Here is a 19,914-nt window from a genome sequence, read left to right on the forward strand (position 1 = left end):
AAGGAGCGGCCGTGGGCATCGCGCGGAAGGTGACGATCTACACCGTCGCCGAGCGCGCGGGCGTCAGCATCTCCACCGTCTCCCTCGCGATCAACGCGCCGCACCGCGTCAGCGCGCAGACGCGAGCCAAGGTGGTCGCCGCCGCCGGAGCGCTGGGCTACCGCATCGGAACGGCGCCCGGGCGCGCCGCCGTCGGCACTCGCGTTGCCGTGGCTGCGCCCTTCAGTACTTACGCGACCTACTTCCGGCGCTTCGCGGGCATGCTCGTGCGGGCGCGCGAGACCGCGATCGAGCTCACCGCCCACGACCTGGACTCCGCCGCCAGCGCCGCCGCACCGCTTCTCGACGCGCTCCCCGCGCGCCGGGGTATCGAAGGACTGATCGTCATGGGCGTTCCGCTCGGCAGCGCCGCGATGCGAGCGAGTCGCGAGGCGGCGCTCCCCCTGGTCCTCATCGATGTCCGCCGCGCGCGCACCGTCGGCGATGACGCCCCGGTCGTACTGGTCGACGACGAGGCCGGCGGGCGGCTCGCCGGCGAGCACCTGAGCGCACGCGGCCACCGGCGTGTGATCTACCTCGGCGAACCGCAGCTCTCGCAGGACTACATCTCGGCGGGAATGCTGCGCATGAGGGGTCTGTCGGAGTTCGTCGAGATCGAGCGGGTCACGTGCCCCCTGGATGCCGATCCCACGGACGCGCTGCTGTCGGCGCTATCCGGCTCCGAAGCCCCGACCGCGGTCATGGCGAACCATGACGACCTCGCCTCGCGCGCGTGGCGAGGCCTCGCCGCAAGCGGGCTGTCGGTGCCGGACGACGTCGCGATCGTGGGCTTCGACGATGGACCCCTCGCGGATGGACTCGGGCTCACCACGGTTCGCCAGCCGTTCGAGGAGTCGGGCCGGGTCGCGCTCGACCTGCTGATCGCGATCGCCGCCGGCGACAACGGTCCGGTGCGCCGCGTCGACCTGATGCCGTCGCTGGTGGTGCGATCGAGCACGTAGCGCCCGATATCGCCGGACGGGGCGACATCCCCTATGACAAAGGTGCCGAGGTGTTCCCCGACGCCGGCTGACCCGCTCACGCATCGCGCGCGCAGCGGAAACCGATGTGCGACATCCCGGTGTCCTCCGCCTGCGGCGAGCGTGCCGCCGGCCGGAACCGAAGACAGTACTCCGGAGAGCAGAGGAACGATCCGCCCTTCAGCACGCGACGCGCTGTCGCCGGGAAGATTTCGTCCGCGCTCGCACGGGCCAGCAGGTTCTGCCGCGCCTCGGGATCGACCGGGCGATCCGAGAGCCGGATGTGCCGCGGCGTGTAGTAGTCGCTCGTCCACTCCCAGACGTTCCCTGTCATGTCGTGAAGTCCGTAGCCGTTGGGCGGGTATGAGCCGACGGGCGCCGTTCCGCCTACGCCGCGGTTGTCGTAGGGGAACCGGCCCAGCCACGAGTTGGCCTGCGCGATCCCCTCGGGATGAGCCTCCGCCCCCCAGGCGAAGCGGGCGCCGTCGAGTCCGCCGCGCGCGGCGTACTCGTGCTCCGCTTCGGTCGGCAGGCGAAGGCCGGCCCACGCGGCATACGTCGACGCATCCTCGAACGCGACATGGACGACCGGATGCTGCAGTCGATCGTCGATCGACGATGACCGACCGAACGGGTGCCGCCAGTTCGCACCCGGCGTCCAACGCCACCACGCTCGCCAGTCGCCGAGGTCGACCGGGCCGCGCGTCGGGGTGAAGACCATCGACCCGGGAACCAGATCGGCCGGATCCGCGCCGGGGAAGGCCGCGGCATCCAACTCGCGCTCCGCGACCGTCACATACCCCGTCGCACCGACGAAATCGGCGAACATCTCGTTCGTCACCTCATGGCGCGCGATCCGGAATGCCTCGACGCGCCGCTCGTGGACCGGACGCTCGTCGGGATAGAACTCGTCGGATCCCATGCGGAACGAGCCACCCTCGATCAGGACCATTTCCTCGGCGTCGACAGTCACACCCACACCCTAGCCAGGCGCGGTACCGCGACTCGTCTCCGCTCAGCGCGCTCAGCGCCAGCTCTGGAAGTCGTTCAGCGGAACGCTCATGGCCGGGCCGCGGGCGGGACCCTCCCACACGAGGGTGGGAGCCGTGCCATCGACGGGCACGGTGAGCAGTGCCGAGCTGGCCGCGCCACCGCCTGCCAGCAGCTCCCAGCCGAAGACGCGCAGGGCGGCACTGTCGGGCGCCCAGCTGACCGTGGCCGGGAGCCAGTTCCGGGGGTCTCCGCCCTCGCCGGTCTGGATGGGAGCGAGCACCGTCTGCGTTCCGAGCGGTCCGAGCGGGTCGTCGTCGCCGACGACCACGATGACGACTTCGTCCTTCTCACCGTCGGTGAACGTCTCGCCCCCGCGCATCACGAGTGGGGCTCCTTCGCCGCCCTGGAATACGATCCGGTTCCCGTCCGGTGACCACACCGGACCGATCCCGAGATTGTGTGCGTAGTCGTCGACGAGGACGCGGGGGTCGGCGCCGTCGGGACGCATCAGCAGCAGTTCGAAGTGATCGGTGAGGCCCACGGGGCCATCTCGCCGCAGCTCAACGGCGAGCGTGGCGCCGTCCGGCGACGCGCTCAGGGCAACCGCGCCCCGGGTCTCGTCGAGGAGGCGAGACGCGTCGTCGGCGATCGAGTAGATCTCGAGGCCGTCCGCGGCGGCGATGTACAGCTGCGAGCTGTCGGCCGCCCATTCGAGGTCGGTCGCCGTCAGCCCCTCGAGACGACGAACCGCGCCCGTCTCGATGCCGTAGAGCCAGACCTCCGGAGCCGCCCCATACGCCCAGGTGTGCGGGCTGTTGGTGTACCCGACTCCGAACGCCAACCACTGGCCGTCTGGTGACCAGATCGGGCACGGCTGCTGACGCAGCCCGTCGAGAGGGATCACCTCGGAAGCTGCGATGTCACCCTCGGCCGTGAGATCGCTGATCACCAGAGCGCCGTCCTTCGGCAATTGCTGGCCATATCCACCCTGACCCGAGGCGAGTCGTGTGCCGTCGGGGGAGAACGCGGGGCACACCTGTCCGCGGGTCACGTCATCGGACTCGAGGACGATGCGCGGATCGGATCCTGCCGAGAAGAAGTAGATCTCCTCCTCCAGCCCGTACGTGGCATACGCGATCGTGCCCTGGCCCGTCATCGGCGCCGGGTTCGACTCGATGGTCGGGACCGGGTCGGGTGTGGAAACCGGGCCGACCTGGCGTTCGCCCAGGAGGGTCGTGCTGACGAGGCCGCCGGCGACGGCTCCGACCACGACGAGCACCACGCCGACGGCGACGAACTGGGCACGGTAGGAGCCGGCCGGACGAATGCGCTGAGATCCGGAGATGAGAATGTCACGCATCTCGTCATGCTCACGGGCCGAGAGCCCGCCGTCGTCGATGCTCATGATGCCTCCAACGTCGTCATCTCGTCACGGAGCTTGGCTCGCGCGCGAGAAAGGCGGGACTTCACCGTTCCCACCGGGATGCCGAGGGTCTGTGCCGTCTCGTGAAGGGGGTAGCCCTCGAGAATCGTGAGCACGACCACGCTCTGCTCGCGTGCCGGCAGCCGTTTCAACGCTGCGAGCACACCGCTCTCATCGCGCCCCAACAGCTCGCCGGCCGGTTCCGGTCGCGGAGCGCGCGCGATCAGCGTGCGATAGCGACGGCTCGAGCGCTCGAGATTGCGTGCCGCATAGGACACGGTGTTCACGAGCCATGGCAGGGGCGATCCGTCCACAAGTCGAACGGTGGCGCGCTTGCGCCACAGTTCGAAGAAGGCGATGGCGACGGCATCCTTCGCATCCTCACGCGCGGTGAGCAGCCGGCATGCATGCCGGAAGAGCCGCGCCTCGTGCCGATCGAACAGCGCGCCCAAGCCGGCCGGGTCGCCGGCGCACAGCCGCTCCCAGTCCGCTTCGTCACCATCGTCCATACCTTGAAGTGTCCGCGAACCCGAAGAAGGTTCGCGGTGGGTGCGAGCAATCAGGCCCGGGCGATGACGAGCCGCTCGATGGCGGCCTGGATCGCCACGGCCGCCGCACCGCGCGCCCACGCCGAGAATCCGGCGTGGTCGACGTGGATGTCGAGAGGATCCGCGAGCGGGTCGCGATCCGCCTCCGCGGCGGCGAGGATCCGGTCCTCGGCGACGTCGTACAGCTCGATCCCGTCGCCGGCGAGCACCACCGAGGGCTGAAGGGTGAGGTTGGCCGCGAGCGCGACGAAGCGCCCGAGCGCGTCGGCCGCGGCATCCGTCACCGCCAGCGCAGCGGGATCGCCCGCCCGAGCCAGCGCGAGCGCATCCCCGTAGTCCACGGGTCGCTGCAGCGCCGCCGAGATCTGCGCCGCGATCGAACCCGACGTGAGCATGGCCTCGGCGCACCCGCGATGGCCGGCGTGGCACACCGGCCCGTTGGCGGCGAGGGGGATGTGCCCGCCGAGGCCGAGGCCGGCCTCACGCGAGCGCACGACTTCGCCGTGGACGACGAGCGCATAGCCGACGCCGGCACCGATCGTGATGACCGAGAAGCCCGGAAGTCCACGACCGACGCCGAACCATCGCTCCGCCTCGGCGAGCGCGACGAGGTCGTTCTCGACCGTGACGACGGCATCGAGTCGCCGAGAGACTTCCGCAGCGAGGTCGACGTCGCGCCACCCGAGGAAGGCCGCCCGTTCCACGATGCCGCCGCGCACACTGCCGCCGATGCCGATCCCGATGCCGGACAGGTCGACGACGCCGAGATCCTTCACCGCGGCGGCGACCGCGTCAGTCACCGATGACACGTCACGGTCGGTGAGCTCCCGCTCGGAGGTCGCCGAGACGGCGGCGCGGATGTCGGTGGCGACGGCGTAGAGCCGGTCGCCGGTGAGCTTGATCCCGACGAAGCGGCCGGAATCGGGGGCGACGTCGAGGGGTCGGGTGGGCCTTCCCACCGAGCCGTCGACGAGGTCGTCGAGTTCTACGAGGAAGCCTCGATCGAGGAACGGCTTCGCGAGCCGGGTGAGGCTCGCCGGCGAGAGTCCCAGCCGACGGGTGAGCGCGCTCCGAGAGATCGGCCCGTGGATGAGCACGGCACGCGCCAGCGCGGCCTCGCTGTCGGTCAACACCGTCGTCCTCCGCTCCCCGATTGATTTCATCATGGCATGAAGGAGGGCCCACAGCTGCAAGATTGACTTCCCAGAAACTCCTTGCCGTCCTAATTAGTTCCGTGGTAGAACTAAGACATGACATCCCGCGAAGGTGCGCTCGAGGTGGAAGCGCAGCCAGGCATCGATTCCTCCGCAGCACCGGTCCGCGTGCTGCACCTCCGTCGCGGAGGCACGAGCGTGGTCGTCGACCTCGACTCCGAGCGCACTCCCGCGATCGTGCATTGGGGCGAAGCACTCGACGGCGCCTCGGCCGAGTCGCTCGCCTCGCTCGCCATCGCCGCCCGCCCGCAGCGGGTCTCGGGCGGCCTCGACGGCACCCCGCGGCTCACGCTCGTCTCGACGCCGGCGGCCGGGTGGCTGAACACTCCGGGCCTGGAAGGCCACCGCGCCGGCAGCGGATTCAGCGCACAGTTCGAGGTCGCCGGCATCCAGGCGAACGACCACCGCGCCCTGCTCTCGCTCGTCGACGCCGAGGCGCGCCTCGCGGCACAGCTCGAAGTGCGGATCGGGCCGACCGGCCTCTTCCACCAGCGCATGACGGTGCGCAACACCGCCGACACCGCGTACACGGTGCAGTCGATGCTCCTCGCCTTCCCCGTTCCGTGGGACGCGACCGAGCTGCTCGACACCACCGGCCGGCACCTGCGCGAGCGGAGCCCGCAGCGCCACGAATTCACCTATGGCACGCACCTGCGCGAGAGCCGCCGCGGCCGACCGGGCGCGGATGCCACGCTCCTTCTGGCGGCCGGCCGGCGCGGCTTCGGCTTCGAGGCGGGCCGGGTGCACGGCATCCACGTCGCCTGGAGCGGCAACCACCGTGTGCTCGCCGAACGCGTGACCACGGGCGAGGCGTTCCTCGCAGGCGGCGAACTCCTCGGCCCCGGTGAAGTGATCCTAGATCCGGGTGAGTCGGCGCAGACGCCGTGGGTCATCGGGTCGTGGGGCGACGGACTCTCCGAACTCTCGCACCGCTTCCACGACGAACTGCGACGGCGCCCGCAGCACCCGAATCGCGCACGGCCGGTCACTCTCAATACGTGGGAGGCGGTCTATTTCGACCACATCCTCGAAAAGCTGACGGCCTTGGCGGATGCTGCTGCGGAAGTCGGCGTCGAGCGCTTCGTGCTCGACGACGGATGGTTCACCGGCCGCCGTGACGACACCGCGGGCCTCGGCGACTGGTTCGTGGACGAGACCGTGTGGCCCGACGGCCTGCACCCCCTGATCGATCACGTGACCGCGCGCGGGATGGAGTTCGGGCTGTGGGTCGAGCCCGAGATGGTGAACCCCGACAGCGAACTCGCCCGCGCGCATCCGGACTGGATCCTCCGCGGCCGCATGTCGCTGCCGCCGGCGGCCCGCCAGCAGCAGGTGCTCGATCTCGCGCACCCCGAGGCCTATGCGTATGTCGCCGCGCGACTGCGCGCGCTGCTGGACGAGTACCCGATCGCGTACCTCAAGTGGGATCACAACCGCGACCTCGTGGATGCCGGCACCGGCCCGGGGGGCCAGGCCCGGGTTCGCGAGCAGACGCTCGCGGTGTACCGGCTTCTCGACGAGCTCAAGTCCGCTCGACCGGGGCTCGAGATCGAGAGCTGCGCCTCGGGCGGTGCCCGTGTCGACCTCGGCATCCTCGATCGCACCGACCGCATCTGGACGAGCGACTGCCTCGACCCGATCGAGAGGCTCACCAACCAGCGCTACACGGCCCTCGTCGTTCCCCCCGAGCTCATGGGCATGCACCTGACGAGCCCTGTCGTGCACTCGACGGATCGCACCGTCGCGCTCGGATTCAGCGGGGCGGTCGCGCTGTTCGGCCACTTCGGCGTCGAGTGGGACCTCACGACCGTCGACGATGCCACCCGCGAGCAGATCGCGGCGTGGATCACCCTCGCCAAGCGGCTGCGCCCGCTCGTCGCCACCGGGCGCACGGTCGACGTCGACGGCGTCGACCCCGGCATCGATGTGCGCGGCATGGTCGCCCACGACAGCAGCTCCGCGGTCTTCACGATCACGCAGGTCGAGACCACCGTCGCCTACCCGGCGGGACGCGTCCGCCTGCCGGGCCTCGATCCCGCCCGCAGCTACCGCCTGCGCATCCTCTCGCCGAGCGCTGAGGCAGGGAGCCCCGGCCAGTCGCCGCTCGAGTGGGCGCAGCATCCGATCGTCCTCACCGGCCGGCAGCTCGCCGCCACCGGCATCCGTCCCCCCGTCCAACACCCGCAGCAGTCCACCGTCGTAGAACTCACAGCCGAGGACTGACCCCCCGGCTGAGCGCAAGGAGGCGCCGATGTCATACCGAAACAGGACACGCACGCGAGGCCTGGCCGCGCTGGCGGCAGCCGTGATGATCGGAGCGCTCGGCGGCTGCGCCTCGGGCGCACAGTCCGGCGTCACGACCCTGAACTTCTTCCAGTTCAAGGGCGAAGCGCTCGAGGACTTCAACGAGATCATCGCCGACTTCGAGGCCGACAATCCCGATATCGACGTCGTGCAGAACCAGGTCGCCGATGCCGACACGATCATCCGAACGCTCCTGGTCAAAGACAAGGCGCCCGACGTCATCACCCTGAACGCGAACGGCGGGTTCGGCAAGCTCGCCCAGTCGGGAGTGTTCTACGACTTCTCCGACGAGCCCGTGCTGCAGACGATCAATCCCGCGGTTCAGGAGATCCTCGCGCAGCTCGGCAACAAGGAGGGCGAGGTCAACGGCCTCGGCTACGTCAACAACGCCAACGGCGTGATCTACAACCAGGAGATCTTCGAGGAGCAAGGGCTCGAGGTCCCCGCGACGTGGGACGAGTTCATCGCTGTGTGCGATGCGCTGCAGGATGCCGGGATCACCCCGTTCTACGGCACGCTCGCCGACTCGTGGACGGGCCTGCCGTCGTTCAACGCGCTCGGCGCGTATCCCGCGCAGGGCGACTTCTTCGACCGGATGAGGGAGGAGGGCGAGAACGTCGGCCCCGACTCGGAGGTGTCGTTCCAGAAGGACTTCGCCGAGGCGATGGACCAGCAGTACGAGCTCTTCTCATACATGCAGGAGGGGTATCGGGGGCGCACCTACGACGACGGCAACGCAGCCTTCGCGAACGGCGAGGTCGCGATGCTCCTCCAGGGCATCTGGGCCATCAACCCCGTCAAGGCCACCAACCCCGACATCCAGGCCGCGATCTTCCCGTACCCCGCGGTCGACGACCCCGACGATCGGCTGCTCGTGTCGGGCGTGGACGTCGTCGTGACGATGGGCAAGAACACGCCGCACCGGGAAGAGGCGCTGCGCTTCATCGACTACCTGTTCGAGGTCGGCGTCATCGAAGACTTCGCGGCCTCGCAGAACATGGTGCCCTCGGTCGAGGGAGCCGAGATCAGCGACGACCCGTCACTGCAGTCGGTGAAGCCGTACTTCGACTCCGGAATGATCACCGGCTTCATCGACCACCAGATCCCGCCGAGCATCCCGCTCGCAGCGATCGATCAGCAGTTCCTCTTCAGCGGCGACGCGCAGGCGGCGCTCGCCACCCTCGACAGCGAGTGGGCCAAGGTGGCCGCCCGCACGATCCCCGTGACAGGAGACTGACATGACGACCATGACCGAGGCCGTGCGCGCCTCGTCGACGGGCGGCGCCGCGAGGAAGCGCGCCGCCCGGACGCGGAGCGACACGAAGCGGGCGGCACCCGCGTTCTACTGGATGGTGTGGCCGGCGGTCATCGCGTTCGCCGCGTTCCACACCCTGCCGGTGCTGATCGGCATCTTCTTCAGCTTCACCAACTACGCCGGCTACGGCGACTGGAACTTCATCGGGCTGTCGAACTACTTCAATCTGTTCAAAGACAGCAGGGTGCTGCAGGCGTACGGCTTCTCGTTCCTGTTCGCGATCGTCGCGACGATTCTGACGAACGCCATCTCGCTCGCGATCGCCCTCGGACTCAACGCGAAGATCAAGGCGCGGAACTTCTGGCGCGGGGTCTACTTCGTCCCGTACATCCTGGCGATCCTCGTCATCGGCTACGTGTTCCAGTTCTTCTTCTCGAACTCGCTGCCGAAGATCCTGTCGGGCATCCCGCTCTTCGCAGACAACATCCTCACCAACGAGACCTGGGCCTGGACGGCGATCGTCGCCCTGGCGGTGTGGCAGGCATGCGCCTTCGCGATCATCATCTACCTGTCGGGGCTGCAGACCATCCCCGCAGAGCTCTATGAAGCCGCGTCGATCGACGGCGCGAGCCCATGGCGGCAGTTCCGCTCCATCACCTTCCCGCTCATCGGCGCGTTCTTCACGATCAACGTGGTGCTGAGCCTCAAGGGCTTCCTGCAGGTGTTCGACCCCATCGTCGCCCTCACCAACGGGGGCCCGGGCACGTCGACCGAATCGGTCACGCTGCTCATCTTCCGCGGCGGATTCTCCGGCGGAGAGTTCGCCTACCAGACCGCCAACGCCGTGATCTTCTTCATCGTGATCACGATCGTCTCGCTCTTCCAATTCCGGGTCCTTCAGCGCAGAGAGGCCGATTTCTGATGACCACCGCAACCAACATCGCCCCGCAGGCCGAGAACGAGCTTGACGCAGCGTACGGACCGGTCGCGGTCAAACCGCGACGCCGACGCGGGGAGCCGGACGACGACACCCGCAAGACCAACTGGTGGGCGACCGCCCTCATCGCGGTCTGCTCGCTGACCGTCCTCATCCCGCTCTACCTCGCGGTGGTCGTCGCCCTGAAGACGCCGGAACAGCTCACGCAGGGCACGGGCTTCGAACTGCCGAACCCGATTCGCTGGGAGAACTTCGCCGAGGCGTGGGAGCGCACGAGCTTCCCGCAGGCGCTGGCGAACACCGCGATCATCACGGTCGGATCGGTGGTGTTCACACTGCTGACCAGCTCGGTGGTCGCCTACGCACTCGCGCGCAATATCCACCGCCCGTTCTTCAAGGGGGTGTTCTTCTATCTGCTGGCAGCCCTGTTCATCCCGTTCCCGATCATCATGCTCCCGCTCGTGAAGCAGACCGCGATCCTCGGGCTCGACAACCAGGCCGGCATGATCATCCTGTACACGATCTACGGGCTGTCGCTGAACATCTTCATCTACACCGCGTACATCCGCTCGATCCCGATCGAGCTCGAGGAAGCGGCGCGGATGGACGGCGCATCGACGTGGCGCGTGTTCTGGTCGGTGATCTTCCCGCTCCTCATGCCGATGAACGCCACCGTCGGCATCCTCACGTGCGTGTGGGCGTGGAACGACTTCATCATGCCGCTCGTGGTTCTGACCGACCCGAGCTCGCGCACGCTGCCGCTCGCGCAGTACGTGTTCCAGGGCCAGTTCAACACCGACTACACCGTCGCCTTCGCGTCGTACCTCATGGCGATGGCGCCGCTGCTGATCGTCTACATCTTCTCGCAGCGGTGGGTCATCTCCGGGGTTACGCGGGGGTCGATCAAGTAGCGGCTAGACCGCATCCGTCGCGAGCCAGGTGACCAGCAACGAGCTCAGCGTGCAGTCGTCTGACACCTCGACGCGGATGTTGAACTCCTCGGCTTGAACGTTCTGCGGCGTCAGGAAGACACGGACTTTGCCTCCCGTGGCCTCGATGCCGGCCAGTGACAGCACGACGTTCGGCGGGCTGCTGAACGGCGCGCCGCCCCACGTGGCGAGAGGGATATCGGGCGACACATAGGAGCGCAGCCCGGTGCCCGCGCCGAGGTCCCACGTCCCCATCACCCCCGTCATCGGGTCGTAGTACGGCAGACTGACGGTTCCAGACCTGATCACGAGACTCTCCCTCCTCGGCGCGACAACGTCACATGACGTATCTGTGACGGATCTTGGCACCGCCTTGCCCGGATATCTACCACCATGCTGAGTCTGCGCAGCACGACGAGAGCAACGACCGCCGTTGCGGCGGGTGCCGGAACCGACTCAGTCGAGCCGCGGCGCGCGACTCAGTCGTCGGAAAGCATCTTCGGGAGATAGCCGAGTCGGTCGAGCCGTCGGACGAGGCGCGGAGCGAGTGGACCGTGAGCGAGTGAGAGCCGATAGAAGCGCGGCCCCTCGGACGCCTGGCGCAGGAGTCCGCGCTCGAGCAGGCCGCGGATGACACGCGACCGTCGGTCAGCCGCGCCCGGGACGACATCCCCGAGGTCGCCGGCCTTCACCACGCCTCGCTCGAGTGTCGCGCGCAGGATCGCTTCGTCATCGGACGAGATGATGCCGTCTCGCGCGAGGGTAGCCAATGCGGGCCCGACGAGTTCCTCGATGACATAGTCGTGATTCTGCAGCTTGATGAGCCGAGCGAGGTCGTCGCGGATCCCGGTGGTGAAGAACTCGATCCATCGCACCGTTCCGGCTTCCGAGAGATCATCGGCGGCTTCGAGCGCCGCCATGTAGCCGTCGCGGTCGTTGCCGAAGACCGCCGTCGGATTCAGTGCGCTGTGGCCGCGGCGCGCGAAAATCGTCCTCCGCAGCATCGCGTACGTGAGCAGCCGGGATACGCGCCCGTTCCCGTTGCCGAACGGGTGGATCCATACGAATCGGTGATGGGCGATGGCGATCTGGAGCATCTGCTCATGCATGGGCCGCTCGGTGTTCGAGAAGTCCAGCAGCGCGGTCATCTCGGCGTGCACGGTCACGCACGACGGCGGCACGTGCGACGAGTCCGTGATCGCGACCTCCCGCTCCCGGTAGGCGCCCGGCGTCGGATCGCCCTCCCGAGTGAGGCCGCGCACAGTCCGGTCGTGCAGCTCACGGATGAGCGCATGGGAGAGCGGCTGACGCGGGTCGAGCGTGTCGAGGAAACGCACGGCCTCGACGATGTTCGTGATCTCCTTGAGATGCTCATCAGGCCGCCCGGTCGACGCAGGGACATCGATACGACTGATCGCGTCATACACCGTCGTGCGATTGCCCTCGATGCGTGCGGACACGACGCTCATCACCATGTCGAACAGTTTGTGGAGCTCGACGAAGGTGTCCCTCGGAGTCGTCCCGGTGCCGATGTCCGCCCGCAGGCGTTCGATCGCGAAGAGCGTCGCCACGAGATCAGACTCGAAGTCGATTCGCGGAATCGCGTACTTGTCTGTCATTCGTGACCCTACTTGCCTGATAGTCAAGACTTATTTGCAGGCTAGCAGCGTGAACTCGCGAAATCTAGGTGTTCCAGCGCGTCATGAGCGCTGAATTATTTGCGGCATTCCTACGGCGAAAATTGCCGTTCCGTGTCTTCGGCCTCGCCCCAATCCGGTTTGGAAGAGGTCGGCCCGATCAGACGATGCTCGCCGACGTCACCGCTGAAGCGACAAGCGGTGCCAGTGAGACACCGCCCAGTTCCTCATCGATCCGAATGAGCTCGTTCCACTTCGCGGTCCGCTCGCCGCGGGTGATCGAGCCGACCTTGACGATGTCGGCGCCCCACCCGGTCGCCAGGTGAGCGACCGACGTGTCTTCGCTCTCACCTGAGCGTGCCGACACGATGACGCCCAGGTCGTTCTCACGAGCTGCGCGGACGGCGTTCGCAGCCCCGGTGACGGTGCCGACCTGGTTCACCTTGATGAGTACAGCCGTGACCGCCCCTTCAGCAGCGGCACGTCGGATGCGGTCGGCGCTGGTGACCAGGTAGTCATCGCCGACGACGACTGTCTTCGCGCCGACTCCCGACACGGCGCGCCGCATTCCGGCCGCGTCGTCCTCATCTGCGGGGTCTTCCAGCGTGACGATCGGATAGTTCGCGCAGATCCGCACCAGCTCATCGATCCACTCCTCGGTCGGCAGGATGCGATCGCCGATCCGGTATCCGCCGGCCTCGTGGAACTGACTAGCGGCGACATCAAGCGAGATTCCGATATCCAGACCGGGGACGAACCCGGCGGCCTCGATCCCGGCGATGATGACGTCCAGCGCGTCCTCCGTGCCCGATACCTCGGGCCAGTATCCGCCCTCGTCGGCGACGCCACGTCGCGGGCCACGCGCGGCGAGCACGCTGCCGACCGCCTGGTAGACCTCGGCGACGTGCAGGAGTCCGTCCCCGATGGAGGTCGCCGACAGCGGCATGACCATGAAGTCCTGGACGGTGGTGCGGTGCGCGGCATGTGCTCCACCGCCGAGGATCTGGATCTGCGGGCGGGGAATGAACGCGGGCTCGGGGTCGAGCAGTCGCCAGGCCGGGATGCCGCGACTGGCCGCCGCGGCATGGAGCACTGCGAGCGACACCGCCGTCGTCGAATTGCCGCCGATCGTGCCGCGTTGCGGGTCGTCATCGAGGCTGTCGAGCACGCCATCCACGCCCACCTGATCGGCGACGTCGAGGCCCGCGAGGGCCGCGGCGATGTGGGTGCCCACGATCTCGACTGCGTGCGCGACATCCTTGCCCGCGAGAACGGAGGTTCCGTCGCGCAGTTCGATCGCCTCACGGCGACCCGTCGACGCCCCGGAAGGCGCGATGGCCCGACCGCGAGCGCCGCTGGCCGTGGTGATTTCGGCCTCGACGGTCGGGAGCCCGCGCGAGTCCCACACACGACGGCCGGTGACGGACCGGATGGCGTCAGCCATGTACTGCTCCTTGTCGTTGGTTGATGAGGTCCTCGATGGGCCGGTCTGTGGCCAGGGCATCGAGGGCGACCGCCCGCACGATGTCCCGAGCGGCGGGGTTGAGGTACTCGGCCGGCGACGCGCCTTCGACTCTTGCGAGCATGAGCGCCGGAAGGATGCGCGCCACACGTGCCGCCACGTCTGCGGGCTCCTCCCAGTCGATCTCCGCCTGGTATGCGCCGGCGAACTCCTGCGCCGATGCCCGCAAGGCTGCGGCATGCTGCGGAAGGTGGATCTGCTTGAGCGTGAGATGCGTGAGACAGAAAGCGGCATCGAACGCCGGGTCGGACCACGTGGCGCATTCCGCGTCGAGGAAGACGGGATGCTGCCCCGCCAGGATGTTCTTCGGGCTCACGTCACCGTGGACGAGCGCGACACGCGTCACGCGCAGCGTGCCGATGATGCTCTCGAGTGCCTCTCGTGCTTCCGGGACTGCGGCGGCGGTGCGCACGAGGTAGGGCTCGACGCGCAGCGACTCGAACAGGTCGGGGTGGTCGAACTGAAAGGCGAGCTCCGGCGCGCGCGCGGACGCGCTGTGGATGCGGCCGAGGTCTCGGCCCACCGCTCCGGCGAAGGCGGGATCGACTCTGCCGGCAAGCAGATCCGACTTCCAGTTGCTGTGGCGTGCCGGGTCCAGATACTCGAGTGCGATCGCGAAGGATTCCTCGTCATATCCCAGAACACGCGGACACGAGCCGGGAACGGCAGACGAGACGTACTCCAGCCACGCCGCCTCGGATGCACCCCTGTCGAGCGGTGCTTGCCAATCCGCTTCGACCTTGAGCTTGCGCCGTGGGCGCTTGAGGACGAGCGCGATGTCATCGGTCCGAATCAGCCAGATATCGGACGACACGCCACCCGAGAGGGGCTCGGCTGACACGATGTCCTCGGATCGCACCACTCCCATGCGGGCGAGTGGCTCCAGCGCTTCCGCAGCCGTCGAAGCGTCCCCGACCCGGGCCGTGCCGCTCATGACGACGTGGCCGGGTGACCGTAGGCGGACTGCTCGAGACCGCGGATGTATCCGATCGCGAACAGGCGCCCGAGGGTCTCGTAGCCGGGCCGGATGTTGGACTCCCCTGCCAGCGTCGGCACGTGGTCGGGGCGCATCGCGCCCTCGAACCCGATGTCGTAGTACGCATCCATGCAGGCCGGCATGTCGGTCTGTCCGGCGTCGTGGAACGTCTCCTGGAAGTAGTCGACGGTTCCCTTGACGTCGCGGAAGTGCACGAAGGGGATCTTCTCGGTCCCGAATTCACGGATCAGCTCCGGGATCGTGGTGGTTCCGCCGATGACCTCGGGCATCAGGGCGAAGTTGCCCTGGCAGAAGGTGATGCCGTTGTGCTCGGACGGGTAGAGCGACAGCAGCCGGCGGAACGCCTCGACGGAGCTCATGATGCGCGGGAGGTTGCGGTCCTCCTGCTGTGGCGGGTCGTCCGGGTGCATGGCAAGGCGCACCCCGGACTCCTCGGCGACGGGCACGACGGCATTCAGGAAGTACTCCAAGCCGGCCCACATCTGGTCGCGGGTGACCTCGCCCGGGGCGACGAGAGGGTCCTTGGCCTGGGCGATGCCGCGGTCGTAGCCCGTGACCAGCGCCCCGGCGCGGTCCTCGATCGCGATGTCGGTGCGACCCCAGCTGGACAGCCCCATCCAGTTGTAGGCGAGCGTCGGCACACCCAGGCGGCCCATCGCCCGGATCTGGGTGATCACGTGGTCGATCTGCTCGTCGCGCCCATCGAGCCCGAGGCGCACCTTGTCGATCGGAGCGGTGTCCTCGAGAGCGACGAGCGTGAAGCCGTAGTCGTCGTACGTCTCGATGTTCTGCTTGATGGCGGCTTCGCTCCACGGCACCTCGTCGCGGTCGTCAGCCTTCCAGCCGTCGGCGCCGACGGACGCGAACATGCGCTGATCCTGCTCGGCGCCGTTGAGGACGCCGACGGCGTTGTCGACGCCGACCTGGCGGATGAGCTTCCAGGACGCCTCAGGGCGGGGCGGGAGGAACTCGCTCAGTTTGATCATCGGTCTCGGTCCACTCTCTTCAATCGAATCAGTCAGTCTTTGGTGGGAAGCGCCGCCGCGATGCGGGCCAGAAGGCCGCCATCGACCCGGAGTTCGGAGCCGGTGACGAAGCTGGCCGCGTCGCTGGCGAGGAAGGATGCCGCTTCGCCGATCTCATCGGGCTGGGCGACGCGTCCGAGGGCGTGCATGGTGCCCCAGTTCGCGATCGTCCTCTCCACGCCCTCGCGGGTCCCGTCGGACCACTCCGCAGCCGACGTGCGCAGCATCGGCGTGTCGACCGAGCCGGGAGCGATCGAGTTCACGCGCACCCCGTAGGCGGCTTCGTCGACGGCCATCGCTCGGCAGAGCGAGTTCAGCGCACCCTTGCTCGCGGTGTACGCGACGACGTTGTTCTGCGTCGCCGTCGCCTGCACGGACGAGATGATCGTGACGGTGCCCTGCCGCGCACGGATCTGCGGCAGGGCGGCCCGGGCGGCGAGGAACACACCGCGCACGTTGACGCCGAAGACCTCGTCCCAGGTCTCGATCGGCGTGTCCACCGCATCGCCGTAGCGCTGGATTCCTGCGGCGGTCACGAGGTGGTCGAGACGGCCGTAGGTGTCGATCGCGAGTGCGACGGCATCCGTGCTCGTGTGCTCTTGATCGATGGGGCCGAACGTGCCGATCGCCGTGCCGCCGGCATCCCGGATCAATGCGACGGTCTCGTCGACGTAGTCCGCCGTCAAGCCGTGCACGACGACCGAGGCTCCTCGTCGAGCGAAGGTCAGGGCGATACCCCGTCCGATGCCTTGCGACCCGCCGGTGATGAGGACGACTTTGCCGTCGTGCGCGCGTTCCGAACCGTTCATGGTGGGTCCTTCCGAATGAACCTGTTCCGCCATCACAGCACTCCGAAGCGTGCGAATGCTTCCGTCGAGCTCATTCCGTCCTCGATCGCGACCCGCACCAGGTTCTCCGTCGACGCCTTCTCGAGGGCCGCCTCGATGACCTCCGCCTCGATGTCCTGCGGGATGACGAGCACGCCGTCGATATCGCCGACGACGAGATCGCCGGGGGTGACGTGCACACCGCTGATCTCGACCGGGACGCGGAAGTCATGCACGATCGTGCGGATGCTGGAGTCCTGTGCGTAGTTGCCGTGGCTGAACACCGGGAAGCCCTGGCCGAGCACCTTGGTCGTGTCGCGGTGGTAGCCGTCGACCACGGCGCCGACGGCACCTCGCGACTGCGCCGTCGCAGTGAGGATCTCACCCCACATCGCTGCCTGAGCTTGGGCGCCCGTGCGCGGTGCGAGGTACACCTCGCCCGGCCGGAGCTGATCGAGGGCCTCGGTGAGCAGCCCGAACGGCTTGCGCTGCGGACTGAAGACGTCCGCCACGAGGACGGGCATCGCCCGCCCCGCGACGCGCATCGATGGCGTCAGCGGCCGGATCTGAGGGGGCAGGAACTGGTGCACGCGGCTGAGCTTGTCGAGGATGTCGCCGATCACCGCTGTATAGAGCTTGGTGTTGATCAGCTCGAACAGGTCGGCGTCTGTCGCGGTCGGTGTCTGCAGGTCGGTCATGGATTCTCTCTCAGCTGATCGCCTGGCGGCGGGTGCGCCAGACGTTGACGACGACGGCGATGAGGACGACGGCACCGCGCACGACCTGCTGGGCATACGGGTTCACACCCAGAAGCACCATGCCGTTGAGCAGAGCGGCGATGAACAGCACGCCGATCGCGGTGCCCACCACGGTGCCCTTGCCACCGGAGAGCGCGGCTCCGCCGATGATCGTCGCTGCGATCGCGTCGAACTCGAGGCCGACGGCGATCGTCGAGTTGCCCGATGACAGCAGGGCGCTCTGCAGCAGGCCGGTGAGCGCGGCAGCCATGGCCGAGATCATCATGACGAGGATCTTGATGCGCTTGACGGGGATGCCCGAGAGTCCGGCGGCCTTTGCGTTGCCTCCGACGGCGTAGACCGATCGTCCGAAGACGGTGCGCCGTGCGACGACGGCGACGATGATGCCGATCGCGACGAGGTAGATGGCCGAGATGGGGATGCCGAGGATACGGCCGGAACCCCAGTAGAAGAACTCGCCGGAGGCGATCGGGATGGGGAAGTTGCTCGTGATCAGCTGTGCGGCGCCACGCAGCGCGAGGTACAGGGCGAGGGTCGTGATGAAGGTCGGCACCCCGAAGTACGAGCGCATGGCGCCGGAGAAGGCGCCGATCGCGGCGGCGATTCCCAGCACGAGCACGACCGCGAGGATCATCGGAACGCCCTGCTTCACGACGAAGACGCCGATCAGGGACGACGACAGCGCGGCCATCGCGCCGACAGAGATGTCGATCTCGCCGGAGACGATGACGAGTGTCATCGCGAACGCGACGATGCCGAAGAACGCGGCGTTCTGCAGGATGCTGAGCTGGTTCGACGCGGTCAGGAAGTCCGGCGTCAGCAGGGACAGCGTGATGTAGAGGGCGATGAAGACGACCAGGAGACCGAGTCCGTCCCAGGAGCGGATCTTCCGGAAGAGCCGGGTGCCGCCGCTGGGTGCGGAAGGCTGGCTGTCGTCGGTCTCGGCGACCGGGGCGGTGGCCGTGTTTTCAGTCATGTTCGTTTTCCTGTCGCATGGCGAGGGCAAGGATTCGCTCGGCGGTCGCTTCTGGACCGATGAGTTCTTCGCGGACGTGGCCGTCCCGAAGGATGAGGACGCGATCGCAGACCTCCGCGATCTCCTCGAGTTCTGACGAGACGAAGATCGACGAGACACCGTCGTCGGCGAGCTCACGGATGAGGCGGTAGATCTGGGCCTTCGCCTGGAGGTCCACGCCGCGTGTCGGTTCGTCGAGAAGGAGGATGCGCATCTTCGCGGTGAGGGCGCGGCCGATCACGCCCTTCTGCTGGTTGCCGCCGGAGAGCGTGCCGATCTCCTGATCGGGCGACGACGCCCGGATCGAGAGCGATGCGATCGCGGCGGCCATGAGCCGGAGCTCGGTGAGCGGTCGGAGCCAGAACGGCGGCAGGATCCGCCCGCGGGCCGTCATCATGAGGTTCTCCCCGACGCCGAGCATCGGCACGATGCCGGCGCCCTTGCGATCCTCGGACGTCAGCGCGACGCCCATGTCGAGCATCTTGCGGGGGAACCGACCGTCGACTGCCTTGCCGAAGACCTCGACCGTGCCGACGGCTTCGCGGTGCAACCCGAAGACGGACTCGAGGAGCTCGGTGCGGCCGGAGCCGAGAAGCCCGGCGATGCCGAGAACCTCCCCTTCGTGGAGGGCGAGTGAGACGCCGTGCAGCCGGTGCGGCACGGTCAGATCGTCGATCCTCAGCACGACAGGAGCTTCGCGGCGGTCGCGGTGCGTCCACTCCAGATTCACCTCCAGGTCGCCGCTGATGAGTTCGGCGACCTGGGCGGACGACAGGCTCGAGACCGCGGCGGTCGCTACGTGACGACCGTCCCGCAGCACCGTGAGGCTGTCCGCGACGAGCGGGATCTCCTTCATGCGGTGAGAGACGTAGATCACCGCCATGCCGGTCTGCGCGAGCCGGCGCACGAGCTTGAGCAGCGCAGTCACCTCGGTGTTGTTGAGGGCACTAGTGGGCTCGTCCAGGATCAGCACCTTCGGGTCGTCGACGAGCGCCTTCGCGATCTCGACCACCTGCTGCTCGGCGAGGGACAGCTTGCCGACTTCCACGAAGAGGGGGATGTCGACCCCCAGCATCCCGAGCGCGCGCTCTGCGCGGCGGCGGAGCAGGCCGGCGCGGACGAATCCGAACTGGCGTGGCCACCGGCCCATCGTGATGTTCTCCGCAACCGTGAGACCGGGCACCAGAGAGAACTCCTGGTGGACGACGGCAATGCCTCCGGACTGCGCCTCACGAGGGCCGGTCCACTGCACCTTCTCCCCCGAGAGTGTGATCTCGCCCTGGTCGGGGCTCAGCGAGCCTGAGATCAGGTTCACGAGCGTCGACTTGCCGGCGCCGTTCTTGCCGAGCAGTGCCCGCACTTCGCCGCGCTTCAGCGTGAAGTCGACGCCGTCGAGCGCGGTGACGGCGCCGAAGCGCTTGGTCATCCCACTGCAGGAGAGGACTGTTTCGTCACTCATTCCCATCGTCCTTATCCGGTCGTATCGGAAGTGGCGGGCTCAGGATGTGGGC

At 67.9% G+C, this 19,914-nt stretch carries 18 protein-coding genes; 5 read left to right on the plus strand and 13 right to left on the minus strand.

The features are described from left to right. Window positions 1–11: 11 nt before the first annotated feature. Window positions 12–1,001, plus strand: a complete 990-nt coding sequence (locus tag FFS15_RS09540; RefSeq protein ID WP_249353906.1) for a LacI family DNA-binding transcriptional regulator — start codon at window positions 12–14, stop codon at window positions 999–1,001. 76 nt (window positions 1,002–1,077) lie between these two features. On the opposite strand, the gene FFS15_RS09545 is transcribed toward FFS15_RS09540, so the two are convergent. From FFS15_RS09545 to FFS15_RS09560, 4 genes are all read right to left on the minus strand, one after another. Then, on the minus strand, window positions 1,078–1,971 hold the full coding sequence (locus FFS15_RS09545; protein ID WP_137844825.1) for a formylglycine-generating enzyme family protein: 894 nt from the start codon (window positions 1,969–1,971) through the stop codon (window positions 1,078–1,080). A gap of 72 nt (window positions 1,972–2,043) precedes the next feature. Then, window positions 2,044–3,417, minus strand: coding sequence for a PD40 domain-containing protein (locus FFS15_RS09550; protein ID WP_137844791.1), 1,374 nt, complete (start codon window positions 3,415–3,417; stop codon window positions 2,044–2,046). Then, window positions 3,414–3,944, minus strand: a complete 531-nt coding sequence (locus FFS15_RS09555; protein WP_137844792.1) for a sigma-70 family RNA polymerase sigma factor — start codon at window positions 3,942–3,944, stop codon at window positions 3,414–3,416. The genes FFS15_RS09550 and FFS15_RS09555 overlap by 4 nt, the downstream gene beginning before the upstream one ends. Before the next feature lie 50 nt (window positions 3,945–3,994). Further along, the gene (locus FFS15_RS09560; protein ID WP_137844793.1) at window positions 3,995–5,116 is read right to left on the minus strand and encodes an ROK family transcriptional regulator; all 1,122 of its coding nucleotides are present in this window, start codon (window positions 5,114–5,116) and stop codon (window positions 3,995–3,997) included. A 117-nt stretch (window positions 5,117–5,233) separates the two neighbouring features. Here FFS15_RS09560 and FFS15_RS09565 point away from each other — a divergent pair, with 117 nt between their 5' ends. From FFS15_RS09565 to FFS15_RS09580, 4 genes are read left to right on the plus strand one after another with little or no spacing between them, the layout of a single operon-like run. Continuing rightward, a complete protein-coding gene (locus FFS15_RS09565; RefSeq protein ID WP_137844794.1) occupies window positions 5,234–7,420 on the plus strand; it encodes an alpha-galactosidase in 2,187 nt (728 codons plus the stop codon). Between the two features lie 28 nt (window positions 7,421–7,448). Then, window positions 7,449–8,738 (plus strand): ABC transporter substrate-binding protein, encoded by a 1,290-nt coding sequence (locus FFS15_RS09570; protein ID WP_137844795.1) that lies wholly within the window; start codon window positions 7,449–7,451, stop codon window positions 8,736–8,738. Window position 8,739: 1 nt separating this feature from the next. Then, window positions 8,740–9,678: a sugar ABC transporter permease gene (locus tag FFS15_RS09575; protein ID WP_137844796.1), complete on the plus strand. Its 939-nt coding sequence runs from the start codon at window positions 8,740–8,742 to the stop codon at window positions 9,676–9,678. Continuing rightward, the gene (locus tag FFS15_RS09580) at window positions 9,678–10,604 is read left to right on the plus strand and encodes a carbohydrate ABC transporter permease (RefSeq protein ID WP_137844797.1); all 927 of its coding nucleotides are present in this window, start codon (window positions 9,678–9,680) and stop codon (window positions 10,602–10,604) included. Before FFS15_RS09575 ends, FFS15_RS09580 begins: the two co-directional genes overlap by 1 nt. 3 nt (window positions 10,605–10,607) lie before the next feature. Here the strand turns inward: FFS15_RS09580 and FFS15_RS09585 are convergent, their stop codons facing one another. The 9 genes from FFS15_RS09585 to FFS15_RS09625 form a co-directional block, all read right to left on the minus strand. Next, window positions 10,608–10,931, minus strand: coding sequence for an H-type lectin domain-containing protein (locus FFS15_RS09585; RefSeq protein WP_137844798.1), 324 nt, complete (start codon window positions 10,929–10,931; stop codon window positions 10,608–10,610). 170 nt (window positions 10,932–11,101) lie between these two features. Further along, window positions 11,102–12,241, minus strand: a complete 1,140-nt coding sequence (locus FFS15_RS09590; protein WP_137844799.1) for a Fic family protein — start codon at window positions 12,239–12,241, stop codon at window positions 11,102–11,104. Window positions 12,242–12,419: 178 nt separating this feature from the next. After that, window positions 12,420–13,703 (minus strand): enolase C-terminal domain-like protein, encoded by a 1,284-nt coding sequence (locus FFS15_RS09595; protein WP_137844800.1) that lies wholly within the window; start codon window positions 13,701–13,703, stop codon window positions 12,420–12,422. Continuing rightward, complete coding sequence (locus FFS15_RS09600) at window positions 13,696–14,622, minus strand: aminoglycoside phosphotransferase family protein (protein WP_171013146.1); 927 nt, start codon at window positions 14,620–14,622, stop codon at window positions 13,696–13,698. The genes FFS15_RS09595 and FFS15_RS09600 overlap by 8 nt, the downstream gene beginning before the upstream one ends. An 89-nt stretch (window positions 14,623–14,711) precedes the next feature. Next, on the minus strand, window positions 14,712–15,764 hold the full coding sequence (locus FFS15_RS09605) for a mannonate dehydratase (protein ID WP_137844802.1): 1,053 nt from the start codon (window positions 15,762–15,764) through the stop codon (window positions 14,712–14,714). Between the two features lie 32 nt (window positions 15,765–15,796). Continuing rightward, window positions 15,797–16,612: an SDR family oxidoreductase gene (locus tag FFS15_RS09610; RefSeq protein WP_137844803.1), complete on the minus strand. Its 816-nt coding sequence runs from the start codon at window positions 16,610–16,612 to the stop codon at window positions 15,797–15,799. Between the two features lie 32 nt (window positions 16,613–16,644). Next, a complete protein-coding gene (locus tag FFS15_RS09615) occupies window positions 16,645–17,328 on the minus strand; it encodes an RraA family protein (RefSeq protein ID WP_137844804.1) in 684 nt (227 codons plus the stop codon). 10 nt (window positions 17,329–17,338) lie between these two features. Further along, window positions 17,339–18,364: an ABC transporter permease gene (locus tag FFS15_RS09620; protein WP_137844805.1), complete on the minus strand. Its 1,026-nt coding sequence runs from the start codon at window positions 18,362–18,364 to the stop codon at window positions 17,339–17,341. Then, on the minus strand, window positions 18,357–19,862 hold the full coding sequence (locus FFS15_RS09625; protein ID WP_137844806.1) for a sugar ABC transporter ATP-binding protein: 1,506 nt from the start codon (window positions 19,860–19,862) through the stop codon (window positions 18,357–18,359). The genes FFS15_RS09620 and FFS15_RS09625 overlap by 8 nt, the downstream gene beginning before the upstream one ends. Between the last annotated feature and the right edge of the window lie 52 nt (window positions 19,863–19,914).

Origin of the sequence: Microbacterium sp. 2FI (assembly GCF_005502885.1) — a bacterium.
GTDB lineage: Bacteria > Actinomycetota > Actinomycetes > Actinomycetales > Microbacteriaceae > Microbacterium.